The organism is Terrimonas alba, assembly GCF_042434975.1.
Taxonomy (GTDB): Bacteria; Bacteroidota; Bacteroidia; order Chitinophagales; family Chitinophagaceae; genus Terrimonas_B; species Terrimonas_B alba.
Genome location: NZ_JBHMQM010000008.1, coordinates 1 through 14838, shown reverse-complemented (window position 1 = coordinate 14838; position 14838 = coordinate 1). Strand labels below are relative to the sequence as shown.

At 39.4% G+C, this 14838-nt stretch carries 14 protein-coding genes; 11 read left to right on the top strand and 3 right to left on the bottom strand.

Annotated features, from left to right (window positions below):
- Positions 1-6 precede the first annotated feature (6 nt).
- On the top strand, positions 7-744 hold the full coding sequence (locus tag ACFEL9_RS21190; RefSeq protein ID WP_385894360.1) for a sulfite exporter TauE/SafE family protein: 738 nt from the start codon (positions 7-9) through the stop codon (positions 742-744).
- Positions 745-1130: 386 nt separating this feature from the next.
- Here ACFEL9_RS21190 and ACFEL9_RS21185 read toward each other — a convergent pair whose 3' ends face one another.
- Positions 1131-1682, bottom strand: a complete 552-nt coding sequence (locus tag ACFEL9_RS21185; protein WP_385894358.1) for a pyridoxamine 5'-phosphate oxidase family protein — start codon at positions 1680-1682, stop codon at positions 1131-1133.
- A gap of 222 nt (positions 1683-1904) precedes the next feature.
- Between ACFEL9_RS21185 and ACFEL9_RS21180 the strand changes: the two genes are divergently transcribed.
- The 9 genes from ACFEL9_RS21180 to ACFEL9_RS21140 all read left to right on the top strand — a co-directional run bounded on the left by ACFEL9_RS21180 (position 1905) and on the right by ACFEL9_RS21140 (position 11070).
- Positions 1905-3242, top strand: a complete 1338-nt coding sequence (locus ACFEL9_RS21180) for a hypothetical protein (RefSeq protein ID WP_385894357.1) — start codon at positions 1905-1907, stop codon at positions 3240-3242.
- Between the two features lie 54 nt (positions 3243-3296).
- Positions 3297-3701, top strand: coding sequence for a hypothetical protein (locus tag ACFEL9_RS21175; protein WP_385894355.1), 405 nt, complete (start codon positions 3297-3299; stop codon positions 3699-3701).
- A gap of 191 nt (positions 3702-3892) precedes the next feature.
- Positions 3893-4966, top strand: coding sequence for a serine hydrolase domain-containing protein (locus tag ACFEL9_RS21170; protein ID WP_385894354.1), 1074 nt, complete (start codon positions 3893-3895; stop codon positions 4964-4966).
- 161 nt (positions 4967-5127) lie between these two features.
- On the top strand, positions 5128-5697 hold the full coding sequence (locus ACFEL9_RS21165; RefSeq protein ID WP_385894352.1) for a hypothetical protein: 570 nt from the start codon (positions 5128-5130) through the stop codon (positions 5695-5697).
- A 713-nt stretch (positions 5698-6410) separates the two neighbouring features.
- Positions 6411-6722, top strand: a complete 312-nt coding sequence (locus tag ACFEL9_RS21160; RefSeq protein ID WP_385894350.1) for a hypothetical protein — start codon at positions 6411-6413, stop codon at positions 6720-6722.
- Positions 6723-6895: 173 nt separating this feature from the next.
- Positions 6896-7210 carry a beta propeller repeat protein gene (locus tag ACFEL9_RS21155; protein ID WP_385894349.1) on the top strand — a complete coding sequence of 105 codons (315 nt, stop codon included), beginning with the start codon at positions 6896-6898 and terminating at the stop codon, positions 7208-7210.
- A 328-nt stretch (positions 7211-7538) separates the two neighbouring features.
- Positions 7539-9926 (top strand): ABC transporter permease, encoded by a 2388-nt coding sequence (locus ACFEL9_RS21150; RefSeq protein ID WP_385894347.1) that lies wholly within the window; start codon positions 7539-7541, stop codon positions 9924-9926.
- Between the two features lie 95 nt (positions 9927-10021).
- The gene (locus ACFEL9_RS21145; RefSeq protein ID WP_385894345.1) at positions 10022-10150 is read left to right on the top strand and encodes a hypothetical protein; all 129 of its coding nucleotides are present in this window, start codon (positions 10022-10024) and stop codon (positions 10148-10150) included.
- Between the two features lie 95 nt (positions 10151-10245).
- The gene (locus ACFEL9_RS21140) at positions 10246-11070 is read left to right on the top strand and encodes a helix-turn-helix domain-containing protein (protein ID WP_385894343.1); all 825 of its coding nucleotides are present in this window, start codon (positions 10246-10248) and stop codon (positions 11068-11070) included.
- A 73-nt stretch (positions 11071-11143) separates the two neighbouring features.
- On the opposite strand, the gene ACFEL9_RS21135 is transcribed toward ACFEL9_RS21140, so the two are convergent.
- Together ACFEL9_RS21135 and ACFEL9_RS21130 are read right to left on the bottom strand one after the other, a co-directional pair.
- A complete protein-coding gene (locus tag ACFEL9_RS21135; RefSeq protein ID WP_385894341.1) occupies positions 11144-11746 on the bottom strand; it encodes a cupin domain-containing protein in 603 nt (200 codons plus the stop codon).
- Positions 11747-12313: 567 nt separating this feature from the next.
- On the bottom strand, positions 12314-13381 hold the full coding sequence (locus tag ACFEL9_RS21130) for an IS110 family RNA-guided transposase (protein ID WP_385894339.1): 1068 nt from the start codon (positions 13379-13381) through the stop codon (positions 12314-12316).
- 329 nt (positions 13382-13710) lie between these two features.
- Here ACFEL9_RS21130 and ACFEL9_RS21125 point away from each other — a divergent pair, with 329 nt between their 5' ends.
- Positions 13711-14742 (top strand): WD40/YVTN/BNR-like repeat-containing protein, encoded by a 1032-nt coding sequence (locus ACFEL9_RS21125; RefSeq protein ID WP_385894337.1) that lies wholly within the window; start codon positions 13711-13713, stop codon positions 14740-14742.
- The last annotated feature ends 96 nt before the right edge of the window (positions 14743-14838 follow it).

The following is a 14838-nucleotide window of genomic DNA, read 5'->3' as shown; positions in this document are numbered from 1 at the left end:
AAATATATGGATAGCAGCCTCTTGTTTTATGTTCTTTTATTTTTTGTTGCTTTTTTGTATGCTTCTGTCGGTCACGGAGGCGCCAGTGGCTACCTGGCGTTGATGGCAATATTTGGCATCGCTCCTGATGTAATGAAACCGACTGCTCTCCTGCTCAACCTCTTTGTATCGCTTACTTCCTTCATCCAATTTTATCGCGGCCAGCATTTCAAATGGAGACTATTCTTGCCCTTTGCTATCGCCTCCATACCCATGGCCTATGTCGGCGGGCTGGTGACGGTCGATGCAGTGATTTACAAGAAAATCCTGGGATTGCTGCTGATCATACCCATCATTCGTTTTTTATTTTTCAGGAATATCACAATCGATGAATTAAAAACTCCGAACATACTACTGTCAGTTTTGATTGGTGCTGCTATCGGTTTTTTATCGGGGCTGATCGGCATCGGCGGTGGCATCATTTTATCGCCGATTTTGCTGTTGCTGAAATGGAGTGATATGAAACAAACGGCTGCGATCAGCGCCTTGTTCATCTTTGTGAACTCAATAGCCGGGCTGGCGGGGCAATTAACGAAGGGTATTCAATTCAGTAGTGACATGTATTGGTACGTCATCATCGCATTCGTCGGTGGTATTTGTGGCGCCTACTTTGGCTCACTAAGGTTCAGACAGGATATTTTAAAGTATATGCTTGCTATTGTATTAATGGTAGCTGCTTATAAATTATTATTTACTACTGCTTAATATGCAACCTGTGACATTTTTAAAAGTTAAAAAAATCGAGGCTACTGGTGTATCTGAAACGGCCTCAGAAAAATGGCGTTAAGAAATTTGTGAGTAATGCGTTAAGCGGCGAAAATGATGATAAGCATCACAATTGTCGATACATACAAATGCCGAGCAGCGATATGCAGACGATAGTAAGCTTTTTCGCCGTAGCATAACGAACAAATTTTAGCCATTTTTCTGAGGCCCTGTCTGCCGACAGGCAGGCTTGACTTTTTTTGTTACTTTTTTGCGTCAAGGCAAAAAAGTAAATAGAGTGTTTGATTAGTAAGAAAACTTCCGATAAAAAAGTAACTACTAATAGATATCTAATCGGCCTCTAAAAAAGTTTGAGGGCATCCTTGTTATTTATTCATCAAAGCTGTCGGCAATCCATCCAGGCTAACCAGGTTTTTCTCCTGCTTATAAGCTTCCAATCCTTCAGCGCCTTTCTTCTCCGCCCATTTGTGCGCATGATCTCTTTCGCCGGTGTATTCATAATAGGGCACACCAAAACCGCAGGACGTATGCACTTTGAAAATATCAGCTACGATGATCTGCCGGGTCGCTGCCAATAAGACAAAATGAGATGACAACACTTTCCACTCTTTATCGGTAGGCAAAACTGTATAGCCCTTTCCATATAAACGTAAAATGTTTGGTGGGCCATCAAATGCACAAAACATAAACGTGATGCGGCCATTTTCAAGAATATGAGCAGAGGTCTCATTACCGCTTCCGACAATGTCCATATACGCCACTTTCGAAGGCGATAAAACCCGGAAACTATCCAGGCCCTTTGGTGAAAGATTGATATGGCCGCCGCCATCCAATGGCGCAGTACTGACAAAAAATAAATGTTGTGCTTCTATAAATTCACGGTGATGATCATTGATAGCTTCGAAAAATTTGCCCATAAAAAAATTATTGAGGGCAAAGATAATTTTAAAACCTATCGGGTGACACTCCCCATTGAGAAGAATTGTTGAAAAGGCTATATAAAACTGATAATTTGTATTGGCGCTATGAACAATATAAGATGCATAATACTATTGACTATGAATATTTAGTATTTTGAGCGAGGATAGCGTATGATACATCAATATACGTGTTGCCTGCAATACTAAAAGACCTTCACTATGGACGGTAACCTTGACAATCTTAAACGACTTATTGAAAGCGTAAAAACAATTAGCTTCTGGGGTAGGCTTTTCGGCTGGAGAAAAATAAGAACACAATTAGTTGACGCTTCTGCTGACCTACAAAAACTCATTTCTAATACCGACAACTTAGAGGCAGATATTTATAAGCTTGAATCAACCGTCAATGGGCTTTCAAAAGATTTGCAACTAAAAAGCGATGCAGTTATAAAAAAGGAGGCAGAAATTGAAAAATTAAATGAGAAAAACACTCAACTACACTCTGAGAATAAAAGATTGACTGAAACATCAGGAACCAACTCACAAACTATTTCTGACTTAACTAAACGTAAAAGCGAACTCGACATAGAATTAGCAGAAATAAAAAGAGATTTGCAAAATATTCAAACTGAATCAGGTGAGGTAAAAAAACAAAACACCCAGTTACTTAAAGACGACGAATTCAGAAAGCAGGAACATTCAAATTCCCTGGCATCATTGGAAAGAATTCAAAACCAAATACAAGCCGAACGAAACAAAGAAGTAGAGGAAAGAAATGCTAAAGAACTTGAACGCATTAAGAAGCTTAAAGAGACTTGGGCTAAACATCAGGAAAACGCAAAAAGCATCATTAAATCCATTTGCCAAAAACATACTATCCAATACATAGACAAAGTTTCTTTTAAGGGAGATCCAGACAATACTTTATTGATTTGTAATGAATATATCGTTTTCGACGCCAAGAGTCCTGGTAGCGATGATTTGACCAATTTTCCAAACTATTTGAAAGACCAGGCGGAAAAAGCTAAAAAGTATGCAAAACAAGAATCAGTAAAATCAGATATCTTCTTTGTTGTTCCATCAAACACTCTTGACTTTTTAACAACATTCGTTTACCGGCATGGCGACCACAATGTTTACATTATTTCTGTGGATGCATTAGAGCCAATAATTTTAGGATTAAAGAAAATTGAGGAATACGAGTTTGCAGAACAGCTAAGTCCCGAAGACCGGGAAAATATCTGTAGAGTATTGGGACGGTTTGCTCACCTTTCGAAAAGAAGAATTCAAGTTGATAGTTTCTTCGCTAAACAATTTATAGAGCTTGCTTACAAGTGTGAAACAGATTTACCTAAAGACATATTGGACAGTGTTATTGAATTCGAGAAAGCAGAAAAGCTTAACCCGCCACAAGAAAAAAGAGTAAAAACAATACCAATTGGAGATCTAGATAAGGAAAGCAAAAAAATCAAGCAAGAGGCAGAAAGCAGAGGGATATTAATTGAAGATGAAAACATTTCCAATAGCCTGAATGAGCTACCTCTGTATAAAAAATAGCCTATACTACATTAATGTACGTGTTGCATGCAAACCTTAAAAAAGCAAACTCACTTGAAATCTGTCAGACTTGTAAATTCAAAAACCGTATTTATTTCGACATTAATAATAATCCCTACCCTGATCCTTATAGTTTATGTGACAGGAATAAAGGAACATCGGTCGTTATACCTGAATTCACTAATTTCCACCACCGTACTTTCTATCGTATTAATTTCCTTTTTGACAACGGGTCTTTATAATGGATGGAAACTTAAGGACACTCTTGGAAAATTCAATCTCAAATACCGGCCACCAGGGCAAGCTGATCTTCCGGACCTGGGAGGAGTTGATTTGGCTGATGTCGGAGATGATGGTATAGCAGGGATTTTGGCAGCTATCCTACTATGGATTGTAATTGCCCTATTTGGTTCGTTATACTTTTTTATGTTGGAGGAATTCTCTGGCTTACTCTATTAACAGTTACAGGTATTTTATATTGGATAATTTTCAGGGCATTTCGACTCATCTTTAAGAATTCAGCAAGATGCCGGGGTAAATTAGGTAGTAGCTTCCTCATGGCGGTTGGCTACACTTTGGTTTATAATTTTTGGATATACGGAATCATCGTTTCAGTTCACTTTTTAGATAGACTTTAGACCCATTTATATATGCAGAAGCTCTTATTTCTTAGTTTACTATTACCACTTTTTACTCTTGCCCAAACATCAAAAACACTTAAAAGCCCTGTTGAAGTATATCCAGACAGCGTTTGGGAGAAAATAACAAGTCCAACTGAATATGGTTGGGACGCAGATAAGCTAAAGCAACTACGAGGCTTTATAGTAGATAGTGCTCACACAACAGGAATGCTGGTAGTTCAAAAAGGTAAAGTCCTTTTTGAATTTGGAGACATCCAGGAACTAAGCTACCTGGCATCTTGTAGAAAAAGTGTCCTTTCTATGCTTTACGGCCCCTTTGTGGAAAATGGAACAATTAAGCTTGGCAGGACAATAAACCAATTGGGACTTGATGATATTGGAGGTTTGTTGCCTGTTGAAAAGAGAGCAACGATAAGAGATTTACTTACTGCCCGTTCAGGAGTATATCACCCTGCAAGCAATGAGGGGGATGCCTCCTCTATGGCGCCTGAAAGAGGTAGCGTTCAACCAGGTAGCTTTTGGCTGTATAATAACTGGGACTTTAATATAGCAGGTTATATTCTTGAGCAGCAAACAGGAAAAAATATTTATGATCTTGCGGATTCTATTTTGGCAAGGCCCCTGCAAATGCAGGATTGGAAAAAAGAAGCACAACGGAAAACTGGTGATACGACAAGGTCAAAGTACCTTGCCTATCACATGTGGTTTTCCACCCGTGATATGGCCAGACTTGGTTACCTGATGCTTAGAAAAGGAAAATGGAAGACTCAACAAGTCTTGCCTGAAAGCTGGGTAACAACAACTACTTTGCCGGTTACTACCTATAGAGAGTCGGAGCAGAACAAGACTGCTTATTTTCACTTTGGCTATGGCTTTTTATGGTGGGTTTGGGACACGCCCTATAGCAAGGGCATATATGAGGGAGCATATACGGCAAGCGGCGCTTTTGGACAGTTTATTACAATCATTCCTAAGCTTGACATGGTAGTTGCTCATAAAACCAAGTATGATTATGAACGCCAGGTACCAACAGATATTTATTTGAGAATCCTCGATAAACTGGTAAGTGCTCAAGGGCAATAAAAATACAGTACCGCTAACATTGTTGTGGTGGCCTGTTCACCGGGATTAGCTTGGCCAAAGGGTGAGACCGTCTCTGATTGTTGAAGATGTAAGACCCTGAATGAACGTAAAACACAAGACGTTCCTGCAGTTTTTGTATTTTTAGTATATAAACAAACCTGATGGGCCTCTCCATTCACTATTCTGGTACAATCCAAAACACTGATCGTATAGATGAACTGATAACAGAAGTAACCGACATCTGCCAAAGCCTCAACTGGACTTATCAAATTATTAAAGAATCCAATGCCGATCAACTGAATGGCATTTGTTTTTCTCCCGAAGAATGCGAACCAATCTTTCTTACTTTTTTACCCGGCGGAAAAATGTGCTCACCTGTTAATTTGATGAACAGGGATATTTATGAGGAAAATGGATTAGATGCAGAATCGATCTATACTACCAGCACCAAAACCCAGTTCGCAGGGGCTGATGCACACGTAGCCGTTATCAAGCTATTGCATTATCTGAAAGAAAAATATTTTGCAGTCTTTGAATTAAATGACGAAGGCATGTATTGGGAAACAATGGATGAAAAAGTGTTGTTGTCACAATTTGCCAGATACGAATTTTTATTGAAGGCTGTGGGTGATGCACTAAGTGAAATGGCAACGATACCAGGCGAAATTCCTTTATCGCTGGCCGATAGAATTGAAAAGATGCTGAAAGGTAAATTCGGTGAAAATAAATAGATTTTGTATAAAAAATGGCTGCCAGTTTATGATAACCGCTCATTTGCTTAGCGATATTTTTTCAGTTTTTCCGGGACCTACCTCACCCGTCAATAAGTAATCGGTCCCGAAGGGATTTGCCGCGAATGGATTGGTGCTTAGCAGCAACCCCGGCGTATAAGAAGTCCGCTGGATGATTTACTATTAAAGTGAGTTGTATTTGCGCTACACTTATGAATAGCGTTTTTTTTGCTAAGTAGCTTGAAAAGAAGCATTAAAAAAATTGTGTATCAATATGAGTAGCGTATTTTAGCAGAAATACACACGTTCGACCGCAACACCTTGAACATTCGTTTTTGAAGATGCGAAATTATTTTATCCTGAAAAACGATAATGAGCCCGCAACTACGGGACACGTATACCCTCAAATAGAGAGACACGAAGGTTGGTGTTACGACAATTGGCAACTCTTGTCCAGTCTAAAAATTGATGCATTACCGGAAGAGAATTTTACATTAGATCGTCTAGTCCTACATAAAAAGGCAAAGCTCACAGATTTTCTGACTGACGGGGTCTTATCTTGGGGGTTCATTATTAGCAAGAAAGTCAAAGACATATTATGTTCATGCGCATTACCTGCTCACAGGTTTTTCGATGCGAATATTGAAGTCGACGGTAAAACGCAGGGTAATTACTTCTGGTTCTTTCCAGTTATAAATTTGTCGTCCTTGATAATGTTTGCTACATCAAGATTTCTTGTCAGCAAAAGATTTCTCCCAAAGGAAATCATTACCAGCGACGCAGTCTTCAAAAGTATTTCAGACATTAAAAAATTCGAGAGTAGCAACAGCGCTTTCAGAGTACATGGGCAATCGATCAGTTTTACTGAGCAAATTCCCTACGATATTTTTATGATTGGTGGGTTCTCATTTGATTGGATCATTACAGACAGGCTAAAGAGGATTTTAGAAGAACAGCTTGTAACGGGATTTGTGACGAAGAAAATTGACTGGATAAAAATCGACAACAAAAGCAAATGCGGCTAACACTGTATTTGTAAAATGGCTGCAACAGAGCTATCTTTCATCTATAAAACTTTGTTCAGCGACAGCAAGGTAAATGAAGCGGAGGTAACACAGAATACAGCCACTTCACAAATACCTTCTGTTATGTGCAACCAAGCAACCTACAGATGTAATTTTCACTGACAAGTTACTATATGAGAAGTCTTCTGCTAATAGCACTGTTTGCTATTCTCAGTTCCTGCAACGGGCAGACCAACCATCGTAGACAGACAGCATTTAAAAGCGATAGCATTACCTCCACAAGGCTTACTAATTCGATTAAAACAACTGACGGTATTGTTTACTTTTCAACTGATAATGGCTTGACCTGGGAAAGTAAAAGTGAAGGACTACCTGGGACGGTCAGCTTACAATTGGGTGCAATTGCGGTTTCGGACAACTCCCTTGGACTTTCTACAAAAGAAAACGGAGTTTATCTTTTTGATTTTCAGAAAAACAGTTGGGTTTAGCATTCCTACTGACCAACAAATCATTTTCTTCTTTGTTGGTGTTCCAAAAAAGCAACACGCCGTCGTTGTGTGTTGTGAGTTGGCAGAGCGGCATGGCAAGGCACCAACGACAAGAACTATAGGAAAATCCTAACTTAGTTCTTTTATTATGGCGCAGATAATAACAGAATATCCTCGGTTCTTTCCAGTCCTCCCTGCCCTGAGTCGTGAAAAAGAAAGCCCCGATGCGTGCCTCCACGCTCGGAATTCTCGAACTAAAGTAAGGTTGATTATACAAGTTCACTCCGGTTATAGCACATTGGGAAACTTAGAAACATTTTTATAAAATATGTTTACAAACTACTTCAAAACAGCATTTAGAAATCTTGCACGCAACAAGATCTATTCGTTCATCAATATCGCAGGTTTAAGTTTGGGTTTGGCTTGTGCCATGCTTATTATGTTGTATGTAAAAGATGAAGTGAGCTTTGACCGGTTTCATAAAAATGCAACCCACATTTACCGTATCGTATCGCAACGAAAAGAAAATAAAATTTCTGCCACAGGTCTTTTACAGGGACCAAGGTTTACGCAAAATGTTCCCGGCATAAAATCTTTTGTCCGTGTAGATAACCGATATAAAGACATAAAAACAGGAACAGATGTTCAATCGCAAAATTTGTTGCATGTTGATTCAAATTTCTTTTCTGTATTTACATTTCCGTTATTATCAGGCGATGCTAAAACCTGTTTAACAGAGCCTCATTCAATTGTGCTGAGTGAAAATGCAGCGAAGAAACAATTCGGCACAACCGATGCTGTCGGCAAAATAATGATGATAAAAGAAGACAGCACATTTGTTCCTTATAAAATAACGGCTGTTGCAAAACGTTGTCCTCAAAATTCTTCCATTCAGTTTGATGTACTTCTGCCTTTTACAGAATCTGATGCAGATGCAAAAGACACTCATAACTGGTTTAATAATTATCTGAACACTTTTGTTGTGCTGGATGAAAAAGCAAACCGGCAAACAGTGGAAAAACAAATGCAAACTTTTTACCTCGCAGATGCTACGCAAACTTTTCATGAAATGTTGAAAAATGATGGTGGAGACCCTAATGTTATTTCTATGGGTACCTATTTTTTGCAACCATATCTCGATATGCATTTAAGCCCTGACTTGCCGGCACGAAACGGTTTGAGCAATTCAGGCAACCCCATGTATTCATATATTCTTTCTGGCATCGCATTGTTTGTGTTATTGATTGCCTGTATCAATTTTGTAAATCTTACTATTGCACGTTCTGTTAGAAGAGCCAAAGAAGTTGGCATTCGCAAAGTAGTTGGTGGCGAGAGAAAACAACTCATCATGCAGTTTATCGGCGAATCATTTTTCTTATGCACTATTGCTTTTGTATTGGCAATTGTATTAGCTCAGTTGTTGTTGCCTTTGTTTAATGATCTTGCCAATAAAGCTTTATCGCTTTCTTATTTGCTGGATGCAAAATTGATGGTCGGTTATATTGCTTTGCATATTATTACGGCATTGCTTGCAGGCTTTTATCCTGCACTGGTTTTATCAGGATTTAATCCTGTGCGAACTTTATACGGTCGTTTTCAGATAACCGGAAAAAATTACCTGCAAAAATCGTTGGTGGTATTGCAATTTACGCTGGCATCGTTTTTAATTATTGCCACATTCATTATTTACTCCCAGTTTAATTTTTTAACCAACACAGATTTGGGATATGATGACAATAATCTTGTTATCGTAAATAAAGAAAACGGACTAACGCATGCCGATGCTGCTGTTTTTAAAAATGAATTGCTCAAGAACCCAAACATTGTTGGCGTTAGTGTAAAGAATGCCCGCGAATGGGGCACCGGTACAAAAAATGCGGCTGGTTCTACCGTATACTTTACTAATGAAACTGTCGATGAGAATTATTTGACTTTATTAAAGATTCCATTAATAGCAGGGAGAAATTTTTCCACGGCATTTCCCGCTGATTTTACACAATCTGTTATCGTGAATGAAAGTTTTGTAAAAGCGGCAAATTGGAAAAACCCGGTTGGTGAAACCATAAACATTCTGGGAAGCAGTAATGAAACGTATCATGTAATCGGCGTGGTGAAAGATTATCACTTTGCATCATTAACCAAAAAAATAACGCCTCAGCTATTCAACATGAAAGGTTCATATGGAACTTATTATATCAAAATAAAACCAAATACAGCAACCGCAAGTTTACCATGGATACAAAAAACATATCAGCGGTTTTATCCAATGAGTTCTTATTCTTATGTATTTAAAAATGATGAAAACAGGAAACAATATGCTGATGTTGAAAAATGGAAACAGATCATTTTATTCGGCGCTATATTAACAATCTTCATTTCCTGCATTGGCTTGTTTGGGTTATCAGTTTTATCGGCAGAAAAAAGAACAAAAGAAATTGGCATACGCAAAGTACTCGGGGCATCGGTGCAACAAATCGTTACAACACTTTCAACCGATTTTATTAAGCTGATTATATTAGCATTAATAATTGCGTCACCATTAATTTATATCGCAGCTAACAAATGGTTGCAAAATTTCCCTTATCGGATTCAGATACGCTGGTGGCTGTTTGCTTTTGCAGGAGTATTAGTAATGTTGATTGCCTTGTTTACCATCAGCTTTCAATCCATCAGAGCAGCCATAGCAAATCCTGTGAAGAGTTTGAGAACAGAATAATTAAGAAAAACTGCCACCAACATGGGGTCCTGACCGTTAGCGGTCATTGTAACGGATGACCCGAGAAAAACGGAAAGACGACTAAAAATTAGAATATGAGAAAAGTCATAGCAGCATTGCTGGCTTCAGAATATATCCTGATCGAAATAACGCTATTCAGCTGCAGTCCCAACTTCACGAACATAACCAAGCTTTGGAATATACCATCAGCTTTCTATCTTTGATCAGCGACAGTACCGGGCAGTAGGGACACGGAATATCAGCACAGCAGAAAGCCCTGAACGTTAGGCGCAGGCATAATCAGCCAAACATTTACTCTATGATTTATCAATACATAGTACCGAGCCCAATCTTGCAGGAGTTTGTAAGGGACTATTTGATTGCTCATTTTATATTCGATAAAGATGAGGACATTCCCTTCAAACCGTACTCTCCCAAGCCTGAACAAACAATCACGTTTCTTCCAAAAGGAAAATTGTCAATAAGCAATCCACTAACCGGAGAAATGCATGTAGCACCGGATATCTCTATTGGCGGACAACAGATATCCAGATTTAATTTTTTTCTGACTTCCGAATACATGATGCTGAGAGTGCACTTTCATCCTGGTGCTCTTTACCGTTTGCTTCACATTCCACTTACCGAATTCACCGATTGCTGGTTTGATGCGGATTCCGTAATCAACACAGAAATAAAAGAGGTGAATGAACGCCTAACTAATTGCGTAGATTATTCTCGAATGATCGATGTTGTGGAAGAATATCTGATAAAAAAAATTAAAAAGATAAAAGCAGAGGCGCATCCCCTTGATAATGTAGCCTCCTGTATCTTGACAGATCCTTCTCGTTTTGGATTAGACTGGTTGGCTAAGCAGTCCTGTTTATCTCCGAGGCAATTTAATCGAAAGTTCACCGAAAGAATGGGTGTTGGACCAAAACTATACAGCCGCTTAGTGCGTTTTTACAAAGCTTACCAATACAAAGAAGCAAATCCAAAGGAAGATTGGCTGACCATTGCACTGTTTTTTGGCTATACCGATTATCAGCATATGGTGAAAGACTTTAGACAGTTCGCACAGGTTACACCCAACTTATGGATCACACAGGATAACCAATCACCGGAAAGAATTCTACATCTCGAATAAAAATGCAACTAATAAAAACGGCGGAAGCAATAGTTGGATAAACCACAACATACATCCGGCTTGCAGATGAAGCTCAGCTAACTGCAAGTGGGGGCCCAACCACTTTCATGCCGTGAGCAGCAAATTGTTTTTCGGCTTCTTCGGGAGTTGGCGGCTTTGTCATCTCACAACTTTTCATAAAGAATTCTTCAAGCGAACCTGCAGGCTGAACAGCAAGAAGTAAAGTTCCGGGTTTGTCTCCAACATAAGCCCAAACATGTGGAACCATGCGGGGAGCAAAGAGAGAATCGCCAGGATGTAGCACGTATTTTTCATCGCCAACCTCAAAGGCGAATTCACCTTCCATTGCATAAAACCATTCATCTTGTTCATAGTGGAAATGTCGTGGGGGTCCACCCTTCCCCATCCCGGCATGTTCAAAAACAAACAGAGACCCATCGTTATCCTTTCCCGATACTTTTATCTGAAGCGGAATAGCACCCCAGATTAGCAGCTCTTGTTGAAAACGATTTTTACCGTTGGGAACATACACTGCTTTTTCCGCCATTACGCCTTTCACTTTCTTTGGCTCAGGCTTCGCTGAATTGGTGTTATTTTTACTGGCGCATCCCGTTAATCCAACAACTGAAGCTGCTGCACCAATACCGGCAAGCTGCAAAAAATTTTTCCTCTTCATAACGTTTGATTTTCGTTTGATGCAGCCGTTATGGCTGCTTAAACAAACTTACTCAATGGGCGTATTGGGGTAGTGGTATAAAAAAGACATTTTACGGGAGTTTGTTAAACTGCATTATGTTTTCAGGATAGAACAAAATATGACATCAAGTGGAATGTGCGCCTAACATTGCTTCCTATGTATATAGGGCTTAGAGGAGGAGTCGTATCGTTTAATCTTATTTCTTTTGAAAGCAAGAGATAAATGAAGGGTTATTTTCAATTATCTCCTGCCTTCGCCAGATTTGTTTTTTGTCCATAGCGAAGTTAAGTTTTTTCATTCATCATCCATTACCAGCATCCTATAAGTAGACACCCAATATAATCGGATACTACATTCTCTTGTGTTTAAATGTTTATGATGTTTTTCTGTTTGCATCATCTGCAAAAAGAAAAAACAACCGGCTACAGCCTTGGCAGAGTCAATGCTTCGCTATTTGATTATTTCACGATGACATGCAATGTTTAGTAGTCCGGCTTCTTTTATTTGTTTGTAATGAACGATATTATTCTATTGAATTAATCAGTTTTATTTTACTACTGCTGTCTGATATGGTTTTTCGGATAGCCACACATATCTTATCCGGCTCAATAGTTTCCTGGCAATCTTTACAATGATCAATTTTGGTTCTTTTCCTTTTTTTAATTGCTCATGATAGTAAAGGGATAATGCTGGGTCGGTTCGTTTGGCTGCCCAGGCGCATTCAATTAAATCGCAGCGAAGCTGGCGATGTTTGCGAATGGTCAATCTTCCTTTTAGTTCTTTGTCACCGCTGCTGTGTTCCATAGGCATCAGACCAATAAAGCTATTTAACTCATAAAAGGAAGAAAACCGTTTCATGTCCCAGATTTCGGTAAGAAGGGCTGCGGTTAAAGGACCAATGCCGCTGACGGTTCTTAACAGGTAATATTTGTTTTTGTAAAAAGCGCTACGCATCAGCCGGCGAATATCATTGCTAATGCTAAGCAATTCCTTGCGCAATAGTTCCATTTCCCTGATCATATAGTTTAGTGTGCTGCGAAAACCAGTTTGCTCAAAAGGCAGTTCATTAAGCCATTGAATAAAATTGCAGCTCCAGTTGGAATTATTAAATTTTGCGGGCAATTGTACTCCGGCATAATCTAAAAAGTTTTTGATGCGGTTTTTGCAACGTACCAGGTCACACCATATTTTCTTTCGCTGTCTTACAAGGCTGCGATCGGCCTCCTGTTGTACAGAGGGAATGTAAATGCTTTTGAGCAATCCGCTTTGCAGGGCTTTGGCAATGCCGCGGGCATCACGAGGATCGGTTTTTTGAAGATCATCTTTCTGTGCTGATGGTATATCGGCTGGGTTGACAACGATGCACTCAATGTTTTTTTGAATTAACTGACGCTGGATCCAGTAACCAAACTTTCCGCTTTCGTAAGCACATACATACCGTGCGTCAGGATAATGATTATGCAGGTAAGTGTGCAATGCTTGCGGCGAAGGTGGTTGATGAATATTGCGTAGATACTGATCATTTAGAAACAATGCCGCATTCCAGCTGCGTTTGTGTACATCCAAACCTACATAGATGGTTTGATCTGCAAAGTTTGATTTAACTTTAAACATGGCGTTTAGATTTTAGGATGAACAATTTTTGTTTTTGTAGCCAATTACAAAGTTGGACTACTTCCTGCTCTAAACGCCTTTCTATATAGCATAAGGGCTTAGCAATATGGCGGGGCAACAAATGTATTCCCAACTTTTTTGTTCGCTAATCTGCTTTGGTTTCGGCAGACGAATAACGCCGGGCAACAGAATAAACAATGAGCTTTTGTAACTTTAACCAGCATCGGCACCGGGCAGACGGAACAAGGAATACCGCCACATCGCCAATGCTTTAACGTTATGTGCAATCAAGCAACCTACAGATGTAATTTTCACTGAAAAGTTACTATATGAGAAGTCTTCTGCTAATAGCACTGTTTGCTGTTCTCAGTTCCTGCAACGGGCAGATCAACCATCGTAGACAGACAGCATTTAAAAGCGATAGTATTACCTCCACAAGGCTTACTAATTCGATTAAAACAACTGACGGTATTGTTTACTTTTCAACTGATAATGGCTTGACCTGGGAAAGTAAAAGTGAAGGACTACCTGGGACGGTCAGCTTACAATTGGGTGCAATTGCGGTTTCGGACAACTCCCTTGGACTTTCTACAAAAGAAAACGGAGTTTATCTTTTTGATTTTCAGAAAAACAGTTGGGTTAGCATTCCCACTGACAAACAAATCATTGAAAACAATCCCGGTGCTTTGGTCTTTTATAAAGACCACATCTACGTAGGAACACAGTTTGGCGGCGTTTTTTTCTCAGCTGACAAAGGGAATAGCTGGACAAAACTAAATTCAGGACTTAGCAATTTAACCATCCGCAAACTTGCCCAAATTGACAATAAAGTATACGCAGGAACTGATGCAGGGTTTTACTCCTACAATGAGTTACAGCATACCTGGGAGCTGGAATACGGAAACCCGACACTTCAAGTAAATGGAATAACGGAGTTAGACGGCAGTATTTATATTGGCACCAATCAAGGGGCGTTTACCACTTCAAAATATTGGAAGAACTGGAAACAAATCTTTACGAACCGTTCCTTACACAACATTAGCTCAGACGATAAAACAATTTATGCAATGGTGTATAATGAATTGTTTGCTTCCCTTGACAAGGGAGCGAGTTGGCAAAGCCTTCAAAAGGGTTTACCTGCTCAGCTTTATACGTTTAACGTCGTGAAAAACGGCGATTTCATTTTTGCCGGACAATGGGATGGCATTTACAGAAAAGAGAAGACAAATGAAGCTTGGCAATTGTACAGCAATGGACTGCCAGACAAATTGGCTATCACAAACATGATAGTATACAAGGGAATGATTATTATAAGCGGCAATGAACGAAAACTAAAGAAAGGGATGACGACTGGTAAATAGGCTGCACATAACAGGAGGCCCTATGTATAGGCCTTCAGAGAAGGATCATATCGTCAACACTTATTTCTTTTGAAAGCAATCCCGAATGCTTTCGGG

Excerpts from the sequence above, each read along its gene's own strand:
- ACFEL9_RS21190 (WP_385894360.1), top strand. The coding sequence starts at position 7 with ATGGATAGCAGCCTCTTGTTTTATGTTCTTTTATTTTTTGTTGCTTTT.
- ACFEL9_RS21185 (WP_385894358.1), bottom strand. The coding sequence starts at position 1,682 with ATGGGCAAATTTTTCGAAGCTATCAATGATCATCACCGTGAATTTATA.
- ACFEL9_RS21180 (WP_385894357.1), top strand. The coding sequence starts at position 1,905 with ATGGACGGTAACCTTGACAATCTTAAACGACTTATTGAAAGCGTAAAA.
- ACFEL9_RS21170 (WP_385894354.1), top strand. The coding sequence starts at position 3,893 with ATGCAGAAGCTCTTATTTCTTAGTTTACTATTACCACTTTTTACTCTT.
- ACFEL9_RS21165 (WP_385894352.1), top strand. The coding sequence starts at position 5,128 with ATGGGCCTCTCCATTCACTATTCTGGTACAATCCAAAACACTGATCGT.
- ACFEL9_RS21160 (WP_385894350.1), top strand. The coding sequence starts at position 6,411 with ATGTTTGCTACATCAAGATTTCTTGTCAGCAAAAGATTTCTCCCAAAG.
- ACFEL9_RS21155 (WP_385894349.1), top strand. The coding sequence starts at position 6,896 with ATGAGAAGTCTTCTGCTAATAGCACTGTTTGCTATTCTCAGTTCCTGC.
- ACFEL9_RS21150 (WP_385894347.1), top strand. The coding sequence starts at position 7,539 with ATGTTTACAAACTACTTCAAAACAGCATTTAGAAATCTTGCACGCAAC.
- ACFEL9_RS21145 (WP_385894345.1), top strand. The coding sequence starts at position 10,022 with ATGAGAAAAGTCATAGCAGCATTGCTGGCTTCAGAATATATCCTGATC.
- ACFEL9_RS21140 (WP_385894343.1), top strand. The coding sequence starts at position 10,246 with ATGATTTATCAATACATAGTACCGAGCCCAATCTTGCAGGAGTTTGTA.
- ACFEL9_RS21135 (WP_385894341.1), bottom strand. The coding sequence starts at position 11,746 with ATGAAGAGGAAAAATTTTTTGCAGCTTGCCGGTATTGGTGCAGCAGCT.
- ACFEL9_RS21130 (WP_385894339.1), bottom strand. The coding sequence starts at position 13,381 with ATGTTTAAAGTTAAATCAAACTTTGCAGATCAAACCATCTATGTAGGT.
- ACFEL9_RS21125 (WP_385894337.1), top strand. The coding sequence starts at position 13,711 with ATGAGAAGTCTTCTGCTAATAGCACTGTTTGCTGTTCTCAGTTCCTGC.